This is a genomic window from Geodermatophilus sp. URMC 62, assembly GCF_052931475.1.
The window spans coordinates 4,239,696-4,263,215 of the sequence record NZ_JBRFHY010000001.1 but is presented as its reverse complement, the minus strand read 5'-3'; the positions used below and the strand labels follow the sequence as shown (position 1 = coordinate 4,263,215).

Annotated in this window: 23 protein-coding genes and 1 pseudogene; 13 read left to right on the top strand and 11 right to left on the bottom strand. The window is 76.9% G+C overall.

Annotation, left to right across the window (positions count from 1 at the left end; genetic code table 11):
- Positions 1 to 11 precede the first annotated feature (11 nt).
- The gene (locus tag ACU616_RS20700) at positions 12 to 1,259 is read left to right on the top strand and encodes a globin domain-containing protein (protein WP_446760298.1); all 1,248 of its coding nucleotides are present in this window, start codon (positions 12 to 14) and stop codon (positions 1,257 to 1,259) included.
- Positions 1,260 to 1,285: 26 nt separating this feature from the next.
- Here the strand turns inward: ACU616_RS20700 and ACU616_RS20695 are convergent, their stop codons facing one another.
- Positions 1,286 to 2,575: an FAD-binding oxidoreductase gene (locus ACU616_RS20695; protein WP_446760297.1), complete on the bottom strand. Its 1,290-nt coding sequence runs from the start codon at positions 2,573 to 2,575 to the stop codon at positions 1,286 to 1,288.
- A gap of 127 nt (positions 2,576 to 2,702) precedes the next feature.
- On the opposite strand from ACU616_RS20695, the pseudogene ACU616_RS20690 reads away from it, so the two are divergent.
- Positions 2,703 to 3,434 (top strand): annotated as a pseudogene (locus ACU616_RS20690) (AfsR/SARP family transcriptional regulator); the annotation flags it as partial.
- Positions 3,435 to 5,627: 2,193 nt separating this feature from the next.
- Here the strand turns inward: ACU616_RS20690 and mug are convergent.
- Positions 5,628 to 6,113, bottom strand: coding sequence for a G/U mismatch-specific DNA glycosylase (gene mug / locus ACU616_RS20685; protein WP_446761508.1), 486 nt, complete (start codon positions 6,111 to 6,113; stop codon positions 5,628 to 5,630).
- Between the two features lie 178 nt (positions 6,114 to 6,291).
- Between mug and dhaK the strand changes: the two genes are divergently transcribed.
- The 3 genes from dhaK to dhaM are packed head-to-tail and all read left to right on the top strand — an operon-like array spanning position 6,292 to position 8,329.
- Positions 6,292 to 7,293, top strand: coding sequence for a dihydroxyacetone kinase subunit DhaK (gene dhaK / locus ACU616_RS20680; protein WP_446760296.1), 1,002 nt, complete (start codon positions 6,292 to 6,294; stop codon positions 7,291 to 7,293).
- Complete coding sequence (dhaL, locus tag ACU616_RS20675) at positions 7,290 to 7,922, top strand: dihydroxyacetone kinase subunit DhaL (protein WP_446760295.1); 633 nt, start codon at positions 7,290 to 7,292, stop codon at positions 7,920 to 7,922. Before dhaK ends, dhaL begins: the two co-directional genes overlap by 4 nt.
- Complete coding sequence (gene dhaM / locus ACU616_RS20670) at positions 7,919 to 8,329, top strand: dihydroxyacetone kinase phosphoryl donor subunit DhaM (protein WP_446760294.1); 411 nt, start codon at positions 7,919 to 7,921, stop codon at positions 8,327 to 8,329. The genes dhaL and dhaM overlap by 4 nt, the downstream gene beginning before the upstream one ends.
- An 8-nt stretch (positions 8,330 to 8,337) precedes the next feature.
- On the opposite strand, the gene ACU616_RS20665 is transcribed toward dhaM, so the two are convergent.
- Positions 8,338 to 8,679 (bottom strand): PspC domain-containing protein, encoded by a 342-nt coding sequence (locus ACU616_RS20665; RefSeq protein WP_446760293.1) that lies wholly within the window; start codon positions 8,677 to 8,679, stop codon positions 8,338 to 8,340.
- A 151-nt stretch (positions 8,680 to 8,830) separates the two neighbouring features.
- Here ACU616_RS20665 and ACU616_RS20660 point away from each other — a divergent pair, with 151 nt between their 5' ends.
- Positions 8,831 to 9,826 carry a YihY/virulence factor BrkB family protein gene (locus ACU616_RS20660; protein WP_446760292.1) on the top strand — a complete coding sequence of 332 codons (996 nt, stop codon included), beginning with the start codon at positions 8,831 to 8,833 and terminating at the stop codon, positions 9,824 to 9,826.
- Between the two features lie 79 nt (positions 9,827 to 9,905).
- On the opposite strand, the gene ACU616_RS20655 is transcribed toward ACU616_RS20660, so the two are convergent.
- A complete protein-coding gene (locus ACU616_RS20655; RefSeq protein ID WP_446760291.1) occupies positions 9,906 to 10,283 on the bottom strand; it encodes a hypothetical protein in 378 nt (125 codons plus the stop codon).
- 210 nt (positions 10,284 to 10,493) lie between these two features.
- Here ACU616_RS20655 and ACU616_RS20650 point away from each other — a divergent pair, with 210 nt between their 5' ends.
- A complete protein-coding gene (locus ACU616_RS20650) occupies positions 10,494 to 11,198 on the top strand; it encodes an alpha/beta fold hydrolase (protein ID WP_446760290.1) in 705 nt (234 codons plus the stop codon).
- Positions 11,199 to 11,228: 30 nt separating this feature from the next.
- Here ACU616_RS20650 and ACU616_RS20645 read toward each other — a convergent pair whose 3' ends face one another.
- Positions 11,229 to 11,987 (bottom strand): alpha/beta hydrolase, encoded by a 759-nt coding sequence (locus ACU616_RS20645; RefSeq protein ID WP_446760289.1) that lies wholly within the window; start codon positions 11,985 to 11,987, stop codon positions 11,229 to 11,231.
- Positions 11,988 to 12,027: 40 nt separating this feature from the next.
- Entirely contained in the window at positions 12,028 to 12,525 is a 498-nt protein-coding gene (locus ACU616_RS20640) for a hypothetical protein (protein WP_446760288.1), read from the bottom strand.
- Between the two features lie 172 nt (positions 12,526 to 12,697).
- Here ACU616_RS20640 and ACU616_RS20635 point away from each other — a divergent pair, with 172 nt between their 5' ends.
- The 3 genes from ACU616_RS20635 to ACU616_RS20625 are packed head-to-tail and all read left to right on the top strand — an operon-like array spanning position 12,698 to position 15,434.
- The gene (locus ACU616_RS20635; protein WP_446760287.1) at positions 12,698 to 14,230 is read left to right on the top strand and encodes an ATP-dependent DNA ligase; all 1,533 of its coding nucleotides are present in this window, start codon (positions 12,698 to 12,700) and stop codon (positions 14,228 to 14,230) included.
- Positions 14,231 to 14,271: 41 nt separating this feature from the next.
- Positions 14,272 to 14,862 carry a TetR/AcrR family transcriptional regulator gene (locus ACU616_RS20630; protein WP_446760286.1) on the top strand — a complete coding sequence of 197 codons (591 nt, stop codon included), beginning with the start codon at positions 14,272 to 14,274 and terminating at the stop codon, positions 14,860 to 14,862.
- Positions 14,859 to 15,434: a TIGR03086 family metal-binding protein gene (locus ACU616_RS20625; RefSeq protein WP_446760285.1), complete on the top strand. Its 576-nt coding sequence runs from the start codon at positions 14,859 to 14,861 to the stop codon at positions 15,432 to 15,434. The genes ACU616_RS20630 and ACU616_RS20625 overlap by 4 nt, the downstream gene beginning before the upstream one ends.
- Here ACU616_RS20625 and ACU616_RS20620 read toward each other — a convergent pair.
- From ACU616_RS20620 to mscL, 3 genes are all read right to left on the bottom strand, one after another.
- Positions 15,431 to 16,459, bottom strand: a complete 1,029-nt coding sequence (locus ACU616_RS20620) for an LLM class flavin-dependent oxidoreductase (protein ID WP_446760284.1) — start codon at positions 16,457 to 16,459, stop codon at positions 15,431 to 15,433. The genes ACU616_RS20625 and ACU616_RS20620 overlap by 4 nt on opposite strands.
- A gap of 201 nt (positions 16,460 to 16,660) precedes the next feature.
- The gene (locus ACU616_RS20615; RefSeq protein ID WP_446760283.1) at positions 16,661 to 16,843 is read right to left on the bottom strand and encodes a hypothetical protein; all 183 of its coding nucleotides are present in this window, start codon (positions 16,841 to 16,843) and stop codon (positions 16,661 to 16,663) included.
- A 121-nt stretch (positions 16,844 to 16,964) separates the two neighbouring features.
- Complete coding sequence (gene mscL / locus ACU616_RS20610; protein ID WP_446760282.1) at positions 16,965 to 17,375, bottom strand: large conductance mechanosensitive channel protein MscL; 411 nt, start codon at positions 17,373 to 17,375, stop codon at positions 16,965 to 16,967.
- Positions 17,376 to 17,535: 160 nt separating this feature from the next.
- Between mscL and ACU616_RS20605 the strand changes: the two genes are divergently transcribed.
- Positions 17,536 to 19,191: a glycoside hydrolase family 13 protein gene (locus ACU616_RS20605; RefSeq protein ID WP_446760281.1), complete on the top strand. Its 1,656-nt coding sequence runs from the start codon at positions 17,536 to 17,538 to the stop codon at positions 19,189 to 19,191.
- Positions 19,192 to 19,201: 10 nt separating this feature from the next.
- Positions 19,202 to 19,585: a YchJ family protein gene (locus ACU616_RS20600; protein WP_446760280.1), complete on the top strand. Its 384-nt coding sequence runs from the start codon at positions 19,202 to 19,204 to the stop codon at positions 19,583 to 19,585.
- 3 nt (positions 19,586 to 19,588) lie between these two features.
- Here ACU616_RS20600 and ACU616_RS20595 read toward each other — a convergent pair whose 3' ends face one another.
- Complete coding sequence (locus ACU616_RS20595; protein ID WP_446760279.1) at positions 19,589 to 20,257, bottom strand: response regulator; 669 nt, start codon at positions 20,255 to 20,257, stop codon at positions 19,589 to 19,591.
- Entirely contained in the window at positions 20,254 to 21,900 is a 1,647-nt protein-coding gene (locus tag ACU616_RS20590; RefSeq protein WP_446760278.1) for a sensor histidine kinase, read from the bottom strand. The genes ACU616_RS20595 and ACU616_RS20590 overlap by 4 nt, the downstream gene beginning before the upstream one ends.
- Before the next feature lie 155 nt (positions 21,901 to 22,055).
- Between ACU616_RS20590 and ACU616_RS20585 the strand changes: the two genes are divergently transcribed.
- Entirely contained in the window at positions 22,056 to 23,471 is a 1,416-nt protein-coding gene (locus ACU616_RS20585; RefSeq protein WP_446760277.1) for a cation:dicarboxylate symporter family transporter, read from the top strand.
- The last annotated feature ends 49 nt before the right edge of the window (positions 23,472 to 23,520 follow it).

Sequence of the window (23,520 nt, the reverse complement as noted above, 5' to 3'; positions counted from 1 at the left end):
GAGGAGGCACGATGCTCTCGAACCGTTCCCGCCCCGTCATCGAGGCGACCCTGCCGGTGGTCGCCGACCACGTCGGGGAGATCGCGAAGCGCTTCTACGCGCACCTGTTCGACGCCCATCCCGAGCTGTTCGACGGGGTCTTCAACCGCGGCAACCAGGCCGAAGGCACGCAGCAGGTGGCGCTGGCCGGCTCGGTCGCGGTCTTCGCGAGCGCGCTGGTGCAGACCCCGGAGCAGATCCCCGATCGCCTGCTGTCCCGGATCGCGCACAAGCACGCCTCCCTGGGCATCACCCCGGCGCAGTACGACGTCGTCCACGAGCACCTGTTCTGGGCCATCGCCGACGTCCTGGGCGACGCGGTCACACCGGAGGTGGCCGCCGCCTGGGACGAGGTCTACTGGCTGATGGCGTATGCGCTCATCAACCAGGAGCGCGGCCTCTACAGCGCCCGGGGGGTGCGCCCGGAGACCGTGTGGCGCGAGTGGGAGGTGATCGAGCGGGTCGAGGAGACCCCCGAGGTCGTCACCTTCCGCCTGAAGCGGACCGACGACCGGCTGGTCAAGACCTCGCTGCCCGGCCAGTACGTGACGGTCCAGGTGCCGATGCCCGACGGCGTGCAGCAGCCGCGCCAGTACAGCCTCACCCGGGCCGACGACGGCGAGCACCGCCAGTTCTCGGTCAAGCGCGTGCGCGGCGGGGACAAGCCGGACGGCGAGGTCTCCAACCACCTGTGCGACCGCGTCCGGGTCGGCGACCGGCTGACCATGTCGCTGCCCTTCGGCGACGTCGTCCTCGACGACTCCGGCCGCCCGGTCGTCTTCGCCAGCGCCGGCATCGGCGTCACGCCGATGGCCGGGATGCTCTCCCACCTGACCGCCGCAGGGTCGCACCTGCCCATCACGCTGCTGCACGCCGACGTCGACGAGGAGTCCTTCGCGCTGCGCCGGCAGGTGCTCGAGGACGTCCGGCGGCTGCCGGGCGCCCGGGTGCACACCTTCTACGAGCGGGGCGCGTACAGCACGCTCCCGGTCGACGGCTTGCACGCCGGCGTCATGGACCTCGACGCGGTGGACCTGCCCGAGGGCGCCGTCTACTACCTCTGCGGCCCGCTGCCGTTCCTGCAGGCCGTGCGGAGCGCGCTCCTCGACCGCGGCGTGCCCCCGCGGGACGTCCAGTACGAGGTCTTCGGCCCCGACCTGTGGCAGGCCGACTCGCAGACCGAGCCGATGCCCGACGCGGTGCACGCCGGGATGGCCTGACCACGTGGGCCGGGGCCCGGTCCGCCCTACCGGCCGCACCCGCGGCCGGTGGGGCGGCCCCGGCCAGCGCCCCCGAGGATGCGGTGCGGGTCGGTGGCCGAGGCGAGCGCGGCCAGCCGGTCACGGACGGCCGACGTCGGGGTCCGTGCGAGGACGTCGGGCGACCGGCGCCAGCCGTGCGCGGGCTCCCGTCCGCCGGTGTCCGCGCCGAGGGCCGCGGCGAGCTCCTCGACGCAGGCCCGGGTCGCCGCCCGCTCCTCCGCGCCGGCGCCCCCGACCACCCGCACCGCCAGCCGCGCGTCGCGGTGGCACACCGCGCTGGAGCGCTCGGGCACCCAGCCGACCGCCCCGCCGAGCAGCCGCAGCTCCACCGTCCGTGGCGCGCCCCGGCCGGCGGCCCGCAGCAGCAGCCCGGCGCCGTGCTCCGACAGCCGGTCGAGCAGCAGCGAGGACTCCACGCCCGAGGCCGGTCCGGCGGCGTCGACCGGCCGCATCGGACCGCGGACGCCGACGTCGTCGCGCACCGGTCGTACCAGGGTCCGCAGCCCGTCGAGCACGGCCGCGCCGTCGCCCGGGTCGCCGGTCCAGTCGAAGCGCACCGACAGGGCCGGCTCTCCTCCCGGCGGCCGCTGCAGCACCAGCGACGTCCCGGCCTGTGCGGGCAGCGTCGCCGACCACCCCCGCCAGCCCTCCACCACGGCGGCCGCGTCGTCCGCCGCCCACGACAGCTCCCCCGCGTAGGGCGACCCCGCGGCCAGCAGGTCCAGCTCCACCGCGGTGACCACCCCCAGCGCCGCGCCGCCGCCGCGCACGCCCCAGAACAGCTCGGCGTCCTCGTCCGGCGCGGCCCGGCGCAGGACGCCGTCGCCGGTGACCAGCTCCACCGCGCGCACCCGGTCCGACGCCGGCCCGTAGGTGCGCGCGAGCAGGCCCAGTCCCCCGCCAGCGACCCCGTCGGCGACCCGTTCGTCCCCCGACGCGCCTTGCACCGGCGCCAGTCCGTGCCGCGCGGCCGCCGCGGCCAGCTTGCGCCACCGCACCCCGCCGCCGACCCGCGCCCAGCCCCCGGCCGACACGACGAGCTCGCCGAGCCCGTCGACGTCGACGGCCAGCCCGCGGGAGGCGTCCCCGTGGGCTCCCGCCGTCAGCGCCACCCCGTGCCGGCCGGCCAGCCGCACGGTGGCGACGACGTCGGCGGCGTCGGTCACCGACACCACCGGCCCCCGGACGGCGGCGCCCGCCGACAGCCGGTCGCGCAGGGAGGCGCCCAGGTCGGGGGGCAGGACAGGGGGCGCGGACAGCGGTGGAGGGGACATCACGGGCTCCCGACGGGAGGGGACGGTGCCCCCGCAGCCTGCGCGCGCGGCCTTGCCGTGACCTTGTCGCGGACTTGGGGAACCGGAGGGGTCCACAACGGGTCGCGGGGCCCTAACCTGCGTCCCGATGTCCGCGACCTCGTTCCGCGTCCTCGGGCCCGTCGAGATCTGGCGGAACGGCCGCCTGCTGGCGCCCTCGTCCCCGCGTCACCGCGCCGTCCTGGCCGCGCTGCTCGTCGACCCGGGACGCACCGTCCCCGTCGACCTGCTCGTCGACCGCGTATGGAGCGGCCGGCCGCCCACCGCCGTGTCCGCGACGCTGCAGTCGATCGTGTCGCGGCTGCGCCGCGAGCTGGAGCCGGACACGACGAACGGCCGGTGGACGCTGCTGGTCACCCGCGAGCCGGGCTACCGGCTCGACGTCGCGCCCGGCGACGTCGACGCCGTCCGCTTCGTCCAGCTGCTGCGCACCGCCCGCGACCTGGCCGCGCGCGACGACGTCGAGCCGGCGCGGGCGGCGGTCACCGAGGGGCTGGCCCTGTGGCGCGGTCCGGCCTACGCCGACGTGTCGGCCACCTTCGCCGCAGAGGAGTCCGAGCGCCTCGAGCAGCTGCGCCTGGCCGCCCGGGAGCTGGCCGCCGAGCTCGACCTGCGGCTGGGCCGGCACGCCGAGATCGTCGACGACGTCCGCGAGCTGCTGCGGGCCGAGCCGCTGCGGGAGGGCCTGCGGGCCTCGCTGGTGCTGGCGCTGTACCGGTGCGGCCGGCAGGCCGAGGCGCTGGAGGTCTACGCCGAGGGGCGCCGGCTGCTGGCCGACGGGCTCGGCGTCGACCCCGGCCGGCCGCTGCAGGAGCTGCACGAGCGGATCCTGCGGCAGGACCCGGCGCTGGCCACGCCGGCGTCCGCGGTGACCTCCCCGGCTCCCGGGGTACCGGCGCCCGCGCCGCCCGCGCCGCCCGCGCCGCCCACCGCCCCTCCGGTGCGACCGCTGCCGCTCCCGCTCACCGCCTTCGTCGGCCGCACCGGGGAGCTGGACGCCGTCGCCACGGCACTGGGCGGCCGCCGGCTGGTCACGCTGGTCGGCCCCGGCGGCGGCAAGACCCGGCTGGCCCTGGAGGCGGCCCGCCGCCGGCCCGCTGGCTCCCCGCCGGCCGCCCTGGTCGAGCTGGCCGGCGTCGAGGACCCCGACCTGGTCGCCGCACAAGTGGCCACCGTGCTCGAGGTCAGCCTCACCGCCGGGGACCCCGTCGGCGCGGTCGCCACCGCGCTGCAGGACCGCCCGCTGCTGCTGGTCCTCGACAACTGCGAGCACGTGGTCGAGGCCGCGGCCGCGGTGTGCGCCGACCTGCTGCCCCGCTGCCCCGACCTGCGGGTGCTGGCCACCTCGCGGGAGCCGCTCGGGCTGCCCGGTGAGGCGGTGCTGCCCTGCGGGCCGATGCCGGCCGGCGCCCCCGGCAGCGACGCCGAGCAGCTGTTCCTCGACCGCGCGCGGCTGGTCGCCCCGCACCTGGCCGACCCCTCGGCGGAGGAGCTGGGGCGGGTCCGCGAGCTCGTCGCCGCCCTCGACGGCCTGCCGCTGGCCGTCGAGCTGGCCGCCGCCTGCCTGACCACGCTGCCGCTGGCCGAGGTCGCCGCGCGGGTCGACGACCGCTTCACACTGCTGGCGGGCGGCTGGCGCACCGCCGTCCCCCACCAGCGGACGCTCGCGGCCACCGTGCAGTGGAGCGTCGACCTGCTCACCCCGCCGGAGCTCGCCGTCTTCCGGGCCGTGTCGGTGCTGCCCGGCAGCTTCGGCGCCGACGCGGTCGAGGCGGTCGCCGGACCGGACGTCGACGGCGGCGCGCTGGAGCTGCTGCGGGTCCTGGTGTCCAAGTCGCTGGTCGAGCTCGACCACGCCGCGGGCCGCTATCGCGTGCTGGAGACGCTGCGGCAGTACGCCGAGCAGGGGCTGGACCAGGGGTGGTCGCGGCAGCTGCGCGACCGGCTGGCCGGCTTCGTCGTCGCCCTCACCGAGCGGCTGGAGCCGACGCTGCGCCGTGCGGAGTGGACGCGCAGCGCCCAGCGGCTCGACGCCGAGCAGCCGGCCGTGCGCGCGGCGCTGGCGCACGCGCTGGCCACGGGTCAGGGTGAGCCGGCGCTGCGGATCGGCGCGGCGCTGTCGTGGTGGTGGTACCGCCGCGGCCACGTGCAGGAAGGCCGCCGCTGGCTGTCGGCCGCGCTGGAGGCCACCCCGGACGCGTCGCCACGGGTCCGCAGCGGGGCGCTGCTGGGCGACGCGCTGCTGGCCTACCTCTCCGGCGACGTCGCCTCGATCTGGGCGCGCACCAACGAGATCGTCGGCGCGGCCCCCGGCGAGCGGGACGAGGTCCTGGCGCTGGCGCTGGTCCTGCGCGGCTTCGTCCGGGCGATGCTGGGTCAGGCCGACCCCGGCGGCGAGACCGCCCGCGACATCGCCCGCGGCCTCGAGCTCGCCGAGGCCTCGAGCATCGAGTGGGTGCAGGCCGAGATCGCGATGACGCTGGGCCAGTTCGCCCGGGTGGCCGGTGACGCCGAGGGCGCGCTGCAGCACCTGGCGCGGGCCGAGCGGCTCGCCCTGGGCCTGGGCCACTCCTGGGCCTCCTCGTCGGTGCTGTGGATCCGCGCCCAGGTGCTGACCGAGCTCGGCCGTGCCGACGAGGCGCTGGGCGACCTGTGGCGCATGGTCGACCTCACCCACCGCGAGGGCGATGCCACCGGCACCCTGGCCGGGCTGCTCACCGCGGTCGGCGCGGCCACCGCGGCCGGGCGCGCCCGCGACGGCGCCGTGCTGCTCGGCGCGCTGCGGACCGGCGCCCGGCTGGTCGGCTACGACCCGCTGCGGATGGACCCCACGGACGGGCAGCGCTACGTCACGGCCGTCGAGTCCGCCCTCGACCCCGGTGAGCTGGCCGCGGCGCTGGCCGAGGGGTCCGTCCTCGACACCGGAGACGCCGTCGCGCTGGTCGGTCAGCTGGCCGTGGAGGCCCGAGCGCTGCCGGCGGGACGCTCACCCCCACCGGACCGGGCGGACGGCTCAGCCCGGTGGCTCCCGCAGCCGGCCGTAGAGCCGGGCGAGGTCCGGGAGCTGGTGGTGGGCGTTGAGGCCGCTGGGGTTGGGCAGCACCCACGTCCGCGCACCGCCGAGCCGGTGGTCCTGCCGGCCCCACCCGGCCCGGGCGCGGCCGGTCGCCAGCCGCCAGGCGGTGATGCCGAGGACCGCCACCACCCGCGGGCGGTACCGCGCGACCAGCTCCTCGAGGGCGGCCACGCCGTCGCGCAGCTCCTCGGGCGCGAGCTCCGCCGCCGTCCGGGTGGGCCGGTCGACGAGGTTGGTGACCCCGAGCCCGTACCGCGGCAGCTCCCGGTCCTCCTCCGGCGCGAGCCGGCGCGGGGTCAGCCCGGCCAGGTGCAGCGCGGGCCAGAACCGGTTGCCCGGGCGCGCGAAGTGGTGCCCGCGGGCGGCCGACAGCAGTGACGGGTTGATGCCGCAGAACAGGACGTCGAGGTCGGGGGCGACCACGTCGGGCAGGGGCTTGCCCGGTCGGCCGCCGTCGGTCGCCGTCTCCACGACCCCCAGTGTCGGGCAGCCGGTCGGCGGCGGCACCGGCGCGGTCTTGTGCCGGCCGGTGGCGCTCCCTAGCCTCCGGACGTCCCGTGACCGCGGTCACCACGCGCAGGGCCGAGACCAGGAGCCCCCGGTGAAGAAGCTGCTCAACGACCCCGCCGACGTCGTCGCCGACGCGCTGCGCGGCATGGCCGCCGCCCACCCGGAGCTGCGGGTCGACCACGAGAACCGGGTCGTCTTCCGCCGCGACGCGCCGGTGCGCGGGAAGGTCGGGCTGGTCTCCGGCGGCGGGTCCGGGCACGAGCCGATGCACGCCGGCTTCGTCGGCCCCGGGATGCTCGACGCCGCCTGCGCCGGGGAGGTGTTCACCTCACCCGTGCCCGACCAGGTCGTGGCCGCGACCCGGGGGGTCGACGGCGGCGCCGGGGTCCTGCACATCGTGAAGAACTACACCGGCGACGTCATGAACTTCGAGATGGCCGCCGAGCTGGTGGCCGCCGAGTCCGACACCGAGGTCGCCACCGTCGTCACCGACGACGACGTCGCGGTGCAGGACAGCACCTACACCGCAGGCCGGCGCGGCGTCGGCGTCACCGTGCTGCTGGAGAAGCTGGCCGGCGCGGCCGCCGAGGAGGGCCGGCCGCTGGCCGAGGTCGCCGAGGTCGCCCGCCGGGTCGACGCCACCGGCCGCAGCATGGGCATGGCGCTGACCTCGTGCACGGTGCCCGCGGCCGGGCGGCCGACGTTCGACCTGCCCGAGGACGAGATGGAGATCGGCATCGGCATCCACGGCGAGCCCGGCCGCCGCCGGGTGCCGCTGGCGCCGGCCCGCGAGGTCGCCGAGATGCTCGTGGAGCCGATCCTCGCCGACCTCGACCTCACCGGCGGCGACGGCGTCATCGCCTTCGTCAACGGCATGGGCGCCACCCCGCTGCTGGAGCTGTACCTGATGTACGCCGAGGTGGTCGCCGTCCTGGACAAGGCCGGCATCGGCGTCGCCCGCAACCTGGTCGGCTCGTACATGACCAGCCTGGACATGGCCGGCTGCTCGGTCACCCTGCTGCGGGCCGACGACGAGCTGCTGCGGCTGTGGGACGCACCGGTGCGCACCCCGGCACTGCGCTGGGGCGCATGAGCGCCGTCGACGCCGCGGGCCTCACCGCCTGGGTCACCGAGTTCGCCCGGCTGGTGCACGAGCAGCGCGACGAGCTGACCCGCCTGGACGCGGCCATCGGCGACGCCGACCACGGCGCCAACCTCGACCGCGGCATGACCGCCGTCGTCGCCGCCCTGCAGGCGCAGCCGGGTGACGACCCCGCCGCCGTCCTCAAGACGGTGGCCACGACGCTGATCAAGACCGTCGGCGGCGCCAGCGGACCGCTCTACGGCACCTTCTTCCTGCGGGCCGCGGGCGCGCTCGACGGAGACGACGGCCGCTCCCTCGCCGCCGCGGTGCGCGCCGGGTACGACGGCGTCGCGGCCCGCGGCAAGGCCGAGCCCGGGGACAAGACGATGCTCGACGCGCTCGGGCCGGCGTGCGACGCGCTGGACGCCGCGCTGGCCGACGGGCGCGACCTGGCCGACGCGCTGCGGGCGGCCGCGGAGGCGGCCGCGGGAGGACGGGACGCCACGGTGCCCCTGGTCGCGCGCAAGGGCCGCGCGAGCTACCTCGGCGAGCGCAGCGCCGGCCACGCCGACCCCGGCGCCACCTCGGCGGCGCTGCTGGTGCAGGCCGCGGCGACCGCGCTGGCCGGCGGCTCGTGACCGTCGGGCTGGTGGTCGTCTCGCACAGCCGCGCGCTGGCCGAGGCGGCGGTGGAGCTGGCGCGCGGCATGCTGCCCGGTCGCGAGCTCGCCGTCGGCGTCGCCGCCGGGGACGTCGACGGCGGGCTGGGCACCGACGCGACGGCGATCGCCGACGCGGTCACCGCCGCGGACGGCGGGGACGGCGTGGTCGTGTTCATGGACCTCGGCAGCGCCGTGCTGTCGGCCGAGACCGCGCTGGAGTTCCTCGACGACGACCTGCGGGCGCGGGTGGTGCTCTCCCCCGCGCCGCTGGTCGAGGGCCTGGTCGGGGCGGCGGTGGTGGCGGCCACCGGGGCGTCCCGGGACCGGGTGGCCGCCGAGGCGCTGCGGGGGCTGGCGCCCAAGCAGGCCCACCTGGGCGGCTGACCGGCCGCTCAGCCGCGGGACGCCGTCGCGCCCGGGCCGCCCAGCCGCGCCTGCAGGTCGTCGACGAACCGGTCGACCGGGCGGGCCTCCTCACCGGGGCCGAGGGGCTCCTGCGGGACCAGCACCCACAGCAGCAGGTACAGCAGGACGCCGACGCCGCCGGCGACGGAGAGGCCGACGAACCCGACCCGCCACAGGACGGGGTCGGTGCCGGTGTGCCTGGCCAGGCCACCGCTGACGCCGCCCAGCACCGCGTCGGTGCGGCTGCGCCGGAGCTCCGGTCGCGCGGACGGCGGGGGGACGGCCTGCGGGGGGACGGAGTAGGGGGTGGAGGACGGGGTCGATGTCATGCACCGAGCCTGGCGCCCCCGGGTCGCCCGGGACATCGGGGACCGCCCGGAACCGACCCTGGTCCTGCGGCCTGGACCGGTCCGGGGATCCCCTGCCAGGCGTACCGGACGGGAGCGTGCCGCCGTGCGGGAGCCGGAGCACACTCCCCCCATGGCGGAGGTGCGCGGCCTCGGGTCCGTGACGGGGAGACCACGGCGGAGCGACGCGGCGCCGGACGACGCGGTCTCGCCGCACCGCATCTCGCTGCGGGGCTGGTGGCGGGTCGTGCGGCGCTCGGTCGTGCACGCGCTCGACGAGCGGCTGATGGCGCTGTGCGCCGCGGTGGCCTTCTTCGCCATCCTGTCCATCGCCCCGGTGCTGGTGACGGCGCTGTCGATCTACGGCGCGGTCACCACGCCCGCGGAGGCGCTGGAGCAGCTGTCGGCCGTGGCCGGGATGCTGCCGGAGGACCTGCGGCCGCTGGTGGCCGACCAGCTGACCACCATCACGGCCGCCTCCGGCCAGGTGCTCACCTGGCGTGGCCTGGCCGGGCTGGCCGCGGCACTGTGGACGGCGACCACCGCGGCCACCTACCTCGTCGACGCGCTCACCCTCGCCTACCACGAGCAGGAGACCCGCAGCTTCCTGCGCCGCAGCGGGCTCGGCCTGCTGCTGGTCCTCGGCGGCGCGGTGCTGCTGGGAGCGGTGATCACCGTCGCGGGCCTGGTCTCGGACGCGCTCGACGGCGCGCCCGGTCCGGTCCGCGCCGTCGCGCCGGTGGCCGTCTGGCTCGGCCTGGCGCTGCTCATGACGGCGGTGCTCGCCGTCCTCTACCGGTGCGCCCCCGACCGGAAGGACGCGCGCTGGCGGTGGATCAGCGGCGGCGCGGCGCTCACGACGGTCCTGTGGCTGGCGACGTCGGCCGCGCTGTTCGCCTACGTGCAGAGCCTCGGCAACTACCAGGCCACCTACGGCTCACTGGCCGGTGTGGCGATCAGCATGGCGTGGCTGTGGCTGAGCGTGTTCCTCGTCGTGCTGGGCGCGGTGGTGAACGCCGAGGCCGAGCGGCAGACCGTCCGGGACTCCACGGTCGGTCCGGAGCGGCCGCTGGGCGAGCGGGGCGCCGTCGTGGCCGACGACGCCCCGCCCTTCACGGGTGAGGGGTGACCCCGGTCGGTCGGCGAGCGGCGTCGTGCCGGACACCGGCGCGCGGCGCGGCTCCGCCCTCGGGTGCGCGGGCGTGCGGTCAGCGCATCGCGCGGATCGCCAGCGCGGCCGCCCCGTAGACGGCGGAGCTGGTGACCGCCCGCACCGTGGTGGCCCGGCCCGACCCGCGGGCCGCCCCCAGCGCGGTGAGCACGTCGAGCAGGTTGGCGGCGGCGACCAGGGCCAGTCCCCGGTCGACCTCCTCCTCGGTGCGCGCGGTCAGCGCCGTGGCCGACAGGGCCAGCGCCCGGCTGCCGAACAGGCGCTGCAGCTGCAGGCCCTGCGGCGTCGGCGGGACGCCGTACCCGGCGGCCACCACCCCCGGGGCGAGGACGCTGAGCGCCCCGAACGCGGCTCCCGCGGCGCCCAGCGCCCGGGCCAGCGTCTGCTTCGACGTGCCTGCGATGGTCCTGGCCACGGCCTTCTCCCCTCGGCGACCCCGGCGGCCGGCCTGCTCGGGCCGCCTGCCCGGAGCCAACCAGGCACCCGCACGCCGCGCACCCGGGAGCCGGCGCGGCCACACTGGCCTCGGTGCGGGCCGCCCGGGTGCGCCCGCCGTGGGGTCGTCCGGAGGTGCCCGCTGTCGACGGAGCCGGCGACGACCGACCGCGAGACCCCCTTCGGGCGGGTGCGCAGCCGGACGGTGGGCCGGCCGCGGGACGGCGTCGCCGAGGTCGTCGTCGTCCAGGGCATCGGGGTGGCCGACTACCTCGTCCCCGGACTGCGGGCGCTGGGGACGTGGACCCGCGCCCACCTGGTGGAGCTGCCGGGCTTCTCCGGCAGCGGCGAGCCGCCGCACGAGCTCGACGTCGTCGAGTTCGGCGACGCCGTGGTGGCCTGGCTCGGGGCCGCGGGGCTGGACCGCGTGGTGCTGGCCGGGCACTCCGGCGGCACGCAGGTCGCCGCGCGCGCGACGCTCCGGCGTCCCCCCGGCGTGCGGGGACTGGTGCTGGCCAGCCCGACGGTCGACCCCCGGTTCCGCAGCCTCGGCGGCGTGCTGCGGGCCTGGTACCGCGACCACCGGCTCGAGCCGCCGGACCTCGACGAGGCGCACCGGCCGGAGCGGCAACGGGCCGGGATGCGCCGGGTCGTCCACGCCGTGCGGGCGCACCTGGCCGACCGGCTCGAGGACGTCGTCCCGCAGGTCCGGGTCCCCGTGCTGGTGCTGCACGGCGAGGACGACCTGCTGTGCACGGCGCAGTGGGCCCGCTCGCTGGCCGACCTCGCCCCCGACGGCCGGTTCGCGTCCGTGCCGGGAGCGCACAGCTTCCCCTGGACCGCGCCCGCCGCCTGGTCCGACCCGGTCCGCCGGCTCGCCGAGGAGGTGGGCTGAGCGGCCCGTTCGCCGCGGTGCGGCGGCCGGTCAGCCGACCACCCAGTCGGCCGCCTCCCGGGCCACCTCCGGAGGCACGACGTGGCCGCCGTCGAACTCGCGGTAGGTGACGTCGTACCCGTCGTCGCGGAGCGCGGGCACGATCTCCCGGCTGGTCTGCCCGATCGGCAGGACGTCGTCGGCGGTCCCGTGGGAGACGAAGACGAGCGGCCGGCCGGTGCGCCGCCCTGGCAGCACGAAGCCCGGGGAGAAGGCGACGACCCGCCGGAACAGCCGGCCGTTGGCCAGCCCCAGGCCGAGGGCGTAGGACCCGCCGTCGGAGAAGCCCGCGACGGCCACCCGCTCGGGGTCGACCGGGACGGTGGCGAAGACCTCGGTCAGCGCCCGGTCGACCACGGCCGCGTCGGAGCCGGAGCCGCCGGTGACGGCGTCCCAGGTCGACCCCCGCGACGCGGGCGCCAGGAGCAGCAGCCCCCGCTCGTCGGCCGGCGCCCGCAGCAGCGCGAGCCCGGACTCGGCGTCCCCTCCCGCGCCGTGCAGCACGACGACGAGCGGGGCCGGCCCCGCCAGGCCCGGAGCCGGCACGTGCAGCAGGGGGTCTCGGGTCTCCTCCAGGCCGAGCGGGGAGGTGCCCGGCGGCGGGAGCGGGGCGTCGGCCGGCGGCTCTGCCGGGCGCGCGGTCAGGACGGCCGCCTCCCCGGTCGCCGGCAGCCGGAGACCGCAGCCGGTCAGCAGGCCGGCGGCGGCCAGCCGGCCGGCCGCCGCGAGGAGACGGCGCCGGGTGAGCACGGCCCCGCGGTACCCGTTCCGGGGGCGGTTCCCGCCCGGGTCAGGCGCTGACCTCCTCGTGGGTGTCGACGCCGGGGATCCGGCGCACCGAGCCCCCGCCGAAGCGCACCCAGGCGACCAGCAGGGCGGCCCCGACGAGGGAGCCCCGGGTGTCGCGCACCAGGTCGCCGTTGGTGTCGTCGTTGCCCTCCGACAGCCGGGTGCCCAGCCACGCGTCGGACCGCCACTCGTAGACCTCCCACAGCGCGCCGATCGAGATGCCGCGGGCCAGCGTCACGACCCCGATGCCGACGTGGTGCCGCAGGTGGGTCTCGTCCCGGGGGTCCGGGACGACGTCGAGGCGGGCGAGCGCGATGGACACGACGGGCGCGGTGAGCATCGGCAGGGCGACGTGCACGAGGTCGTCGAAGCGGACGAACTCGTCGTAGGCGCCCAGCGTCTCGCCGAACCCCTGCAGCGCCATGCCCACGGTCAGCGCCAGGTCGTGGACCCGCGGCACGTCCACCAGGCGGGCGACCACGGTGACCGCTCCCGGCACCAGCAGCACCGCGGCGGCGCCCGTCCGCCCCGCCGCTGCCCCGCCGTCGGCCGCTCCCCGCGGTCGAGACGGCGGTCGTTGCCGCCGACACGGCAGGAGACGCCGCCCCGAACGGCCACGTGCCTCCGCGGCGGGCGGAGCCGGTGTCGGCGGCGGCTGCCAGCATGTCCGCGTGCTGCTCGCCGACGTCGTCGCCGCCTCCGCCGCCGTGGCGGCGACCCGATCGCGCACCGCCAAGGCACGGGCCGTCGCCGACGCACTGCGCGCCGCGGCGCCGGAGGACGTCGGGCCGGTGACGGCCTGGCTGGCCGGCGATCCGGTGCAGAGCCGGCTCGGCGTGGGCTGGCGGACGCTCACCCGGCTCGCGCACGACCCCGCGGACACGCCGGCGCTCACCGTGGCCGACGTCGACGCCGTCCTCACCGCGCTGGCCGCGACCTCCGGCGCCGGGTCCGCGGCACGGCGCGACGAGCTCCTCGGCACGCTGCTGCGCGCCGCGACGGCCGAGGAGCAGCGCTTCCTCGTCGGGCTGCTGACCGGTGAGCTGCGGCAGGGCGCGCTCGAGGGCGTCGTCCTCGACGCGGTGGCCGCCGCGGCCGGCGTGCCGGCCGACCTCGTCCGCCGCGCCGCGATGCTGTCGGGCTCCCTCCCGGCGACCGCGGCCACCGCGCTGGCCGGCGGTGCCGGGGCGCTGGAGGCGGTGCGGCTGCAGGTGGGCCGCCCGGTGCGGCCGATGCTGGCCAGTCCCGGCTCCTCGCTCGACGCCGCCCTCGCCGACCTCGGCGCGGAGGTGACGGTCGAGCACAAGCTCGACGGGGCGCGCATCCAGGTGCACCGCGACGGGGACGACGTCCGGGTCTGGACCCGCACACTGCGCGAGGTCACCGGCGTCGTCCCGGAGCTGGTGGCGTGCGTCCGCGCGCTGCCGTGCCAGACCGCCGTCCTCGACGGCGAGACCCTGGCGCTGGACGACGACGGCGCGCCGCGGGCCTTCCAGGACACGATGAGCCGCTTCGGCAGCGAGACGCCCGACGCCGCCGTCGCGCTGAGCCCCTTCTTCTTCGACCTGCTGCACCTCGACGGCCGCGACCTGGTCGACGAGCCGCTGTCGGTCCGCCTCGACGCGCTGGCCGGGCTGCTGGCCGCCGACGAGCACGCGCCCCTGCGGATGCCCGGCGTCCGCCGGCCGACGCCGGAGCAGGCCGCCGCGGTGCTCGACGGCGCGCTGGCCGCCGGCCACGAGGGCGTCGTGGTCAAGGCGCTGGACGCGCCGTACGCCGCCGGCCGGCGCGGCCGGGCGTGGCAGAAGGTCAAGCCGGTGCACACCCTCGACCTGGTGGTGCTCGCCGCGGAGTGGGGCTATGGCCGGCGCACCGGGAAGCTGTCGAACATCTCCCTGGGCGCCCGCGACCCCGACGGCGGCGAGCCGGTGATGGTCGGCAAGACGTTCAAGGGGATGACCGACGAGCTGCTGGACTGGCAGACCCGGACCTTCCCCGGGCTCGCCGCCGAGGAGACCTCGTGGGGCGTGCGGCTGCGGCCGGAGCTGGTGGTCGAGGTGGCCCTCGACGGGGTCCAGCGCAGCCCCCGCTACCCGGGCGGGGTCGCCCTGCGCTTCGCCCGCGTCGTCCGGTACCGGCCGGACAAGACGGCGGCCGAGGCCGACGACGTCGCCGCCGTCCGGGCCCTCCTGGCCGGGAGCTGACCCCTCGCGCCTTCCGGAGTGACGCTCTAGAGTGCCGCTCCATGAGCGGACGCGGGGCGGCCCGGAGCCTGATCGTCGAGGCGGCGCTGTCCAGCGCCCGGGAGAGCGGCTGGGACGGGACCTCGATGCAGGACGTCCGGCTGCGCGCCGGGGTCAGCAACGGCAGCCTGTTCCACCACTTCCCGACCCGGCAGGACCTGGAGTCGGCCGTGGTCGCCGCCGGGCTGCTCGACCACGACGCGGTCGTGCTGGCGGCGCTGGCCGCGGCGGCCGGGGCGCCGGAGGGGGTCCGCGCCGTCGTCCACCGGCACCTGGGCTGGGTCGCCGACAACCCGCGAATCGCGCTGCTGCTGCTGTCGGCGCGTCCGGCCGCGCTGCGGGAGGCGGTGCCGGCGGCGGTCACCGAGGACAACCGGCGGCTGTTCGCCGAGGTGGCCGGCTGGCTGCGGCGGCACGGGTGGACCGGCGAGCCGGCCCTGCCGGTCGTCACCGCGCTGTGGCTGGGGCCGGCGAACGAGGTCGCCCGCGGCTGGCTGACCGCGGACGGCGCGGAGCCCACCGGCGCGGTGGCCGCCGTCGTCGCCGACGCGGCCTGGCACGCGCTGCGGCCGCACCTCGGGGAGCGGGCGTGAGCACCGCGCGCGACCGGTACCTGCGGGCGCTCGACCGGGTGGACGGTGTCGTCGCCGGCGTCCGGCCCGACCGGTGGGGGCTGCCGACACCGTGCTCGGCGTGGGACGTGCGCGCGCTGCTCGGCCACCTGGTCGACGGCCAGGTGCAGGTGACCGCCCTGCTGCGCGGCACTCCTCCCCCCGCCCCGACGACCGAGCCTGCCGACCTGGCCCGGCTGGCCGGACCCGACCCCGCGGCGAGCTGGCGGCGGGCCCGGCAGGAGGCGGCCGCGGCGCTGGCGGCGGTGCCCGACGACGCGGTCGTGGCCAGCCCGATGGGCGAGGTGCCGGTGGCGGTGCTGCTGGGTACCGCCGTCGTCGAGCCGCTGCTGCACGGGTGGGACCTGGCCACCGCGCTCGGTGTCGCCGCCGACCTCGACCCCGAGACGGCCGAGGTGACCTTGGCCGGCGTCCGCGCCCTCGGCCCGCAGCTGGCCGCCACCGGCATGTACGCCACCGCGCTGCCCGTGCACGACGGCACGAGCGCGGCGGGGCAGCTGCTGGCCCTCACCGGGCGCCGGGCCGAGGGTTAGGCGTCCGCCACCCGGGGGGCGACCTCGGTGCCCAGCAGCTCGATGCCGCGCAGCAGGTCGGCGTGCGCCAGCCGCGGGTTGGTCATCTGCAGCGAGATGCGCTGCACTCCACCGAGCTGCTCCGACACCCGCCGCAGCTTGGCCGCGATGCTGTCCGGGTCGCCCATGAAGAACGCCCCGTTCGGGCCGCTGGTGGCGTCGAACTGGGCGCGGGTGGGCGGGGCGAAGCCGCGCTCGCGGGAGATCTTGGCGAACATCTCGTGCCAGCCCGGGTAGATCGTGTCGGCCGCGGCCTGCGTGCTCTCGGCGACGTAGCCGAACACGTGCAGGCCCACCTGCAGCGTCTCGGGCGCGTGCCCGGCCTGGGCGCCGGCGCGGCGGTAGAGGTCGACCAGCGGCGCGAACTGCCGCGGCTCGCCGCCGATGATCGCCACCATCAGCGGCAGGCCCAGCAGCCCGGCCCGGATGAACGACTCCGGCGAGCCGCCGACGCCCACCCAGATCGGCAGCGGGTCCTGCACCGGGCGGGGGTAGACGCCCTGTCCGGTCAGCGCCGGGCGGTGCCGGCCCGACCAGGTCACGGTCTCGGACCCGCGGATGCGCAGCAGCAGGTCGAGCTTCTCGTCGAAGAGCTCGTCGTAGTCGGCCAGGGAGAGGCCGAACAGCGGGAAGGCCTCGGTGAACGAGCCGCGCCCGACGACCCAGTCGATGCGCCCCTTCGAGATGAGGTCGAGGGTGGCGAACTGCTGGAACACCCGGACCGGGTCGGCGGCCGACAGGACGGCGACGGCGCTCCCGAGCCGGATGCGGGAGGTGCGGGCGGCGGCCGCGGCGAGGATGACCGGCGGCGCCGAGTCGTAGTACTCGGGCCGGTGGTGCTCGCCGATGCCGAAGGAGTACAGGCCCACCCGGTCGGCGAGCGCGATCTCCTCCAGCAGGTGCTCCATGCGCTCCGCCGGACCGACGACGCGGCCCGTCGAGGGGTCGGTCACCGCCGCCACGAAACTGTCGATGCCGAGGTGCACGGCGCTCCCTCCGGGTCGCGGGCGCCGGGGCCCGCCTGTGGTCAAGCGTTCAACGGCCAGTGAACCAGGGGGAGCGGTCGCGCTTCCCGGCCGTGCCGGGCCTCCTGCGGGGACGCGGGCGGGACCGGTTCCTCCGCCCGCAGGGGTGCACGCGGCAGTGCCCCCCGCGGCCGGGCCGTGGGGGGCGCTGTCGGGTGTGCGTCAGGCCGCGGGGGCGACGTCCTCGCCGGCCTGCCGGGCTGCCGCCGCGCTGCCGCGACCGGTCCTGAGGCCGGCGAGGTACCAGGCGGTGCAGTCCGGGCAGCTGGCGATCCAGACGTGCCGGGGGTGACGCAGGCACGTGGTCGGGTGGGTGGTCGGGCGGGTGGTCGGACGGTGGGTCATCGTGGTGCTCCCTGCCGCCTGTCGTGGCGGCTCGTGACGTTCGGTGCGCTGGTGCAACGCCGTCGCCCGGTCCGGCCATCCGGCCCGGTGGGGTGAGCCCCGTCGCGGTCGCCGGCCCCCGTCACTCGGCCAGCGGCACGACGTCGCGCGTGCAGAACATGCACACCGAGGCGTCCACCGGGATGAAGCTCCTGCAGTGGTCGCACTCCCGGTTGCCCTGGGCGCCGGCGGTCTCGCGCCCGGTCGCCCGCCGGATCGCCTGCACGAGGAACATGATCGTCAGCGCCAGCAGCAGGAAGGACACGAACGCGGTGAGGAACGAGCCGTAGCGGATCTGCGAGCCGTTCACCGTGAGCACGAGGGCGTCGAAGTCCGGCTGCCCGAACAGCGCGGCCACCAGCGGCAGGATCACGTCGCCGACCAGTGACTCGACGACGCCCGCGAAGGCCGCGCCGATCGCCAGGCCGACGGCGAGGTCGACCAGGCTGCCGGAGAAGGCGAAGTTCCGGAAGTTGGTGAACAGCTGACGCACGGGGGTCCTCCTCGCTCGGCGGTGGGCGGGAGCCTAGGGCGGGCGGCGGCCGGCGGCGGAGCAGGCAGGTCGGTGTCGTGGACACCTGCCAAGGGCGGTGGTCGCACTTCGTCGATGCTCGCCTCGCAGCTCCCGCGGCGGGTCTGCCGATCTGGGATGCATGTCCGCTCGACTGGTCGCGGCCGGCACCGGCGCCGCTCCGCAGCAGGTCTCCTGGCCGTCCGCCCCGGGGCAGCTCCCCGAGGACGCGTGGTGGCGTTCGGCCGTCGTCTACCAGGTCTACCTGCGCTCGTTCGCCGACGGCAACGGCGACGGCATCGGCGACCTCACCGGCCTGCGGGCGCGCCTGCCCTACCTGTCGTGGCTGGGCGTCGACGCGCTGTGGATCAACCCGCACTACCCCTCCGGCGGCGCCGACGGCGGCTACGACGTCGTCGACTACCGGGCGGTCGACCCCGAGTACGGCGACGTGTCCGACGTCGAGGCGCTGGTGGCCGACGCCCGGCAGCTGGGCCTGCGCGTCGTGCTCGACGTCGTCCCCAACCACACCTCCGACCGGCACCCCTGGTTCCAGGCGGCGCTGGCCGACCCCGACTGCCCCGAGGCGTCGCGCTACCACTTCGCCCCGCCGTCGGAGGAGCCGCCCAACAACTGGCGCTCGCTGTTCGGCGGCCCGGCCTGGTCGCGCACCCCCGACGGCCGCTGGTACCTGCACCTGTTCGCCCCCGAGCAGCCCGACCTCAACTGGCGCGACCCCACCGTGGCCGACGACTTCGAGCGGACCCTGCGCTTCTGGCTCGACCGCGGGGTCAGCGGCTTCCGCGTCGACGTCGCCTACGGCCTGTACAAGGACGCCGGCCTGCGCGACAACCCGGGCAGATACTCCCCCACCCTGTTCGGCCACGGCCCCGAGCAGGCGATGACCTGGAACCAGCCCGAGGTGCACGACGTGTGGCGCCGCTGGCGGTCGGTGTGCGACGAGTACCCCGGCACGATGCTGGTCGGCGAGGTGTGCCTGGCCGACCTCGACGAGGTGGCCCTCTACTCCCGGCCCGACGAGCTGCACCAGTCGCTGTCGTTCCGGCTGCTCAAGTCGCGGTGGGAGACGGCGGCCTTCGCCGAGGCGATCGGCAGCGCGCTGGAGGCCTTCGGCCGGGTGGGCGCGCCGGTGTCGTGGGTGCTCGGCAACCACGACAAGGACCGCATGGTCAGCCGCTTCGGCGGCGGCGACACCGGCCTGGCCCGCGCCCGCGCGGCGGCGCTGCTGCTGCTCTCGCTGCCCGGCTCGGCCTACGTCTACGCCGGCGACGAGCTCGGCCTGCCGCAGGCCGACGTCCCCGACGAGGCCAAGCGCGACCCGATCTTCTTCCGCAGCAACGGCGAGCGCGCCGGCCGCGACGGCTGCCGCGTGCCGATGCCGTGGAACGCCTCGGCCGGGGTGGGCTTCTCCCCCGCCGGCTCGGCCCGGCCCTGGCTGCCGGTGCCGTCGGCCTGGCGCCAGCACGCGGTGTCGAGGCAGACCCGCGACTCCGGCTCGGTGCTGCACCTGTACCGCCAGGCGCTGGCGATCCGCGCCGAGCACCCGGCGCTCGGCACCGGCGAGGCGACGGTGAGCACCCGCGGCGACGTCCTCACCGTCCGCTGCACCGGCGGCGGCCGCACGGTCCGCTGCGTGGTCAACCTGGGCGCCGACACCGTCCTCGTCCGCTCCCGTGGCGAGGTGCTGCTGGCCTCCGGCCCGGGCGTGCACGCCTCGGCCCGCTCGGTGGCCCTCCCCGCCGACACCGCCGTGTGGATCGCCGACGACCAGGGGTGAGACTGCGGGCATGGCCCCGCGACGCTGTCCCTGCGGCACCGGGCTGCCCTACGCCGAGTGCTGCGGGCGGCTGCACGACGGGACGGCGGCCGCCGCCACCGCCGAGCAGCTGATGCGCTCGCGCTACAGCGCCTTCGCCGTCGGTGACGCCACCCACCTGCTGGCGACGTGGGACCCGGCCGCCCGCCCCCGGTCGCTGGAGCTCGACCCCGCGGTGCGCTGGACCGGGCTGGAGGTGCTGGCCACCACCGGGGGCGGCCCGTTCGACACCGAAGGCACCGTCACCTTCCGCGCGCACTCGCGGGTGGGCGGCGAGGAGCACGTGCAGGCCGAGCGCAGCCGGTTCCGCCGCCTGCAGGGCCGCTGGGTGTACGTCGACGGCGACCTCGGCTGAGTCCTACCGCCAGCGGTACTCCAGCTCCGGGCGGCCCGCGCCGCCGTAGCGCGGCACCCGGTCGACCAGCCCCGTCTCGGCGAGGTACTCCAGGTAGCGGCGCGCGGTGATCCGCGAGGCGCCGATCAGCTCCGCGGCCTCCGCGGCCGACACGCCGGACCCGCCGCGGACGGCGGCGACGACGGCGTCCAGCGTCTCGCGGCCCATGCCCTTGGGCAGCGCCGCCGAGCGGGGCGGGCGGACGGTGCCCAGCACGCGGTCGATCTCGGCCTGCCCGGCCGCCTCGCCGCCACCGGTCAGCCGCGCCCGGTACTCGGCGTAGGCCACCAGCCGGTCGCGCAGCCCCGGGTAGGTGAACGGCTTGAGCAGGTAGCCGACGACGCCGTGCACCGCCGCGGCACGCACGGTGGCGAGCTCCCGCGCGGAGGTGACGGCGAGGACGTCGACGTCGGCGCCCGCCGCCCGGATCCGCCGGCAGAGGTCCAGGCCCGAGGCGTCGGGCAGGTGCAGGTCGAGCAGGACGAGGTCGACCGCCGTGCGCCGGAGGGCGTCCAGCGCCGCCGCGCCCGTGCCGGCGACGCCGACGGTGACGAACCCGTCGGTGCGGTCGACGTAGGCGCGGTGCGCCTCGGCCGCCACCGGCTCGTCCTCCACCACGAGCACGCGGATCACCGCGCCCCCTCCTGCGCCGGGATCGCGGCGGGCACCGCGAGCGGCAGGGACACGCGGAACTCCGCGCCCGGCCCGGGCCGCACCGTCACCGTGCCGCCGTGCCGCCGGACCGCCTGCTCCACCAGCGCCAGCCCCAGCCCGCGGCCCAGCCCCGCCGGGGCGCCGTCGGGGTCGGTCTTGGTCGACCAGCCGCGCCGGAAGGCGTGCCGCGCCTCCTCCTCGGTCAGCCCGGGGCCGCTGTCCTCCACGCGGATCTCCAGCCGGTCGCCGTCGGCCCAGACGCCCACCTGCACCTCGCGCGGCGGCTCACCGGCCAGGGCGGCGTCGATGGCGTTGTCGAGGAGGTTGCCCACGATCGTCACCAGGTCGCCGCCCGGCAGGCCGGTGACGCCCACCGACGTGCCGGGGTCGACGTCGAGGTGCACCCCGCGCTCGGCGGCCGTGGCGGCCTTGCCGAGCAGCAGCGCGGCGAGCACCGGCTCCTCGACCGCGCCCACGACCCGGTCGGTGAGCTGCTGCGCCGAGGCCAGCTGCGCCGTGGCGAACTCGACGGCCTCCCGGCTGCGGCCCAGCTCCACGAGCGAGACGGTGGCGTGCAGCCGGTTGGCCGCCTCGTGCGCCTGGGCGCGCAGCGACTCGGCGAAGGCCCGCACGCTGTCGCGCTCGCCGGTGAGCGCCTGCAGCTCGGTGTGGTCGCGCAGGGTGACCACCGAGCCGGCCGCCCGCCCCGAGGCACGCGTGGGCGAGCGGTTGACCAGCAGCACGCGGGTGTCGGTCAGGTGCACCTCGTCCACGCCGCGCTCCGGGCCGGCCAGCGCCGCGGCCAGCTCGGGAGGCAGGCCCAGCTCGTCGAGACGACGGCCGGCGGGGTCACCGTCCAAGCCGAGCAGCCGCCGCGCCTCGTCGTTGGCCAGCCGCACCCGCTGCTCCCGGTCGAGCAGCAGCAGCCCCTCCCGGACGGCGTGCAGCACCGCCTCGTGGTGCTCGAGCATCGCGGCCATCGTCGTCGCGTCCAGGCCGCCGGTCTGCCGCCGCAGCCGGCGGCTGACCGCCCAGCTGCCCAGCGTGCCGACGGCCAGCGTGACCGCCGCCGTGCCGAGGATCCCCGGCACCGCCGTGGCGAGGTCGGCACCGACGACGTCGACGGTGAGGCCGGCCGACACCACCGCCACCACGGCGCCGCCGGCGTCCAGCACCGGGCCGGTGGTGCGCACCGAGGGGCCGAGCGTCCCGGTGTAGGTCTCGGTGAAGGTCTCCCCGGCCAGCGCGGGCGCGATCGTGCCGACGAAGGGCCGGCCGATCTGCGCCGGGTCGGGGTGGGTGAACCGGGTGCGGTCGGGCGCCATGACGGTGATGAACGACAGCCCGGTGTCGGCCCGCACCTGCTCGGCGAAGGGCTGCAGGACCGCGGTCGGGTCGGGCCCCGTCACGGCGTCCACCACCAGCGGCGAGTCGGCCAGGCTCTCGACCACGGCGGTCGTGCGCTGCCCGGCGGCCCGCTGGACACCCTCGCGGGCGTCCAGGTAGGCGACCACCGTCGCCGTGGCCACCACGGTGAGCAGGACGAGCGCCTGCAGCCACATCAGCTGGCGGGCCAGGCTCGTCCTCGTGCGGGCCCGCGCCCGTCGGAGGAGGATCGGCACGCTCCGCAGTGTCCCCGCCCGGCGGCCCGGCACCGACCCCTCTCCATCCCCGTGAACGCAATGAACGCATGCGTGACCCCCGTCACGGCGTCCGGCCCACTGGGAGCGACCACCGCCCGCCCTCCGGGCGCCGTCCCCACCCACCAGGAGCACCCATGGCAGCTGGCACTGCGGCCGGCAAGCGTGACCGCACGCACTGGCTCTACCTCGCCGTCATCGCCGCGGTGGCCCTCGGCATCGCCGTCGGCTTCGCCTTCCCCGAGTTCGCCACCGGCCTCAAGTGGCTGGGGGACGCCTTCGTCGCGCTGATCCGCATGCTCATCGCACCGGTCATCTTCTGCACGATCGTGCTGGGCATCGGCGCCATCCGGCAGGCGGCCAAGGTCGGCCGGATCGGCGGCCTGGCCCTGGGCTACTTCCTGCTGATGTCCACCGTCGCCCTGGCCATCGGCCTGGTCGTCGGCAACATCCTGCATCCCGGTGGCGGCCTGCAGCTGTCCGACGAACTGCGCGGCGCCGGCGCCGACCTGGCCGACACCGCCCACGAGAGCGGCGGGACGACCGAGTTCATCGTCGGGATCATCCCGACGACCCTGGTCTCCGCGCTGACCGACGGCTCGGTGCTGCAGGCGCTGTTCGTGGCCCTGCTCGTGGGCTTCGCGATCCAGGCCATGGGCAGGGCCGGCGAGCCGGTCCTGCGGGGCGTCGGCCACTTCCAGAAGCTGGTCTTCCGCATCCTCGCCATGATCATGTGGGTGGCCCCGATCGGTGCCTTCGGCGCCATCGCCGCCGTCGTGGGCGAGACCGGCCTCGACGCGCTCAAGAGCCTCGCGATCATCATGCTGGGCTTCTACGCCACCTGCGCCATCTTCGTGTTCGTCGTCCTCGGCCTGATCCTGCGGTTCTTCGCCAAGGTCAACATCTTCTCGCTGCTGAAGTACCTGGCCCGCGAGTTCCTGCTGATCGTCTCCACCTCGTCCTCGGAGACGGCACTGCCGCGGCTGATCGCCAAGATGGAGCACGCCGGTGTCAGCGCGCCGGTCGCGGGCATCGTCGTGCCGACGGGGTACTCGTTCAACCTCGACGGCACCGCCATCTACCTGACGATGGCCTCGCTGTTCATCGCTGAAGCCCTCGGCGACCCGCTGTCGATCGGCGAGCAGATCGGCCTCCTGGTCTTCATGATCGTCGCTTCCAAGGGTGCCGCGGGCGTCACCGGGGCCGGCCTGGCCACCCTCGCCGGCGGCCTCTCGGCCCACCGCCCGGACCTGCTGGACGGCGTCGGGCTGATCGTCGGCATCGACCGGTTCATGTCCGAGGCCCGCGCGGTGACCAACTTCGCCGGCAACGCCGTCGCCACCGTCCTGATCGCCAACTGGACCAAGGAGCTCGACCGCGAGCAGCTCTCGAGCGCGCTGTCCGGCGAGTCCCCGTTCGACGAGGCGAGGATGATCGACGACCACGGCGGCCCGTCCGAGGCCGAGCTGCCAGCCGACGCGACCAACGCCGGCCCCGGTCAGCGCGATGCCGGCGACGCGCTGAGCAAGGCGGCGGCGGGCTCTCCCCGCTGACGCACACCCCTCCGGTGCCCGTCGTCCCCCTCGGGGCGGCGGGCACCGT

Coding starts and splice junctions, on each gene's coding strand:
- ACU616_RS20585 (WP_446760277.1), top strand. CDS start 22,056: ATGGCAGCTGGCACTGCGGCCGGCAAGCGTGACCGCACGCACTGGCTC.
- ACU616_RS20695 (WP_446760297.1), bottom strand. CDS start 2,575: ATGTCCCCTCCACCGCTGTCCGCGCCCCCTGTCCTGCCCCCCGACCTG.
- ACU616_RS20600 (WP_446760280.1), top strand. CDS start 19,202: ATGGCCCCGCGACGCTGTCCCTGCGGCACCGGGCTGCCCTACGCCGAG.
- ACU616_RS20605 (WP_446760281.1), top strand. CDS start 17,536: ATGTCCGCTCGACTGGTCGCGGCCGGCACCGGCGCCGCTCCGCAGCAG.
- ACU616_RS20700 (WP_446760298.1), top strand. CDS start 12: ATGCTCTCGAACCGTTCCCGCCCCGTCATCGAGGCGACCCTGCCGGTG.
- ACU616_RS20630 (WP_446760286.1), top strand. CDS start 14,272: ATGAGCGGACGCGGGGCGGCCCGGAGCCTGATCGTCGAGGCGGCGCTG.
- ACU616_RS20665 (WP_446760293.1), bottom strand. CDS start 8,679: ATGACATCGACCCCGTCCTCCACCCCCTACTCCGTCCCCCCGCAGGCC.
- ACU616_RS20615 (WP_446760283.1), bottom strand. CDS start 16,843: ATGACCCACCGTCCGACCACCCGCCCGACCACCCACCCGACCACGTGC.
- dhaL (WP_446760295.1), top strand. CDS start 7,290: ATGAGCGCCGTCGACGCCGCGGGCCTCACCGCCTGGGTCACCGAGTTC.
- ACU616_RS20660 (WP_446760292.1), top strand. CDS start 8,831: ATGGCGGAGGTGCGCGGCCTCGGGTCCGTGACGGGGAGACCACGGCGG.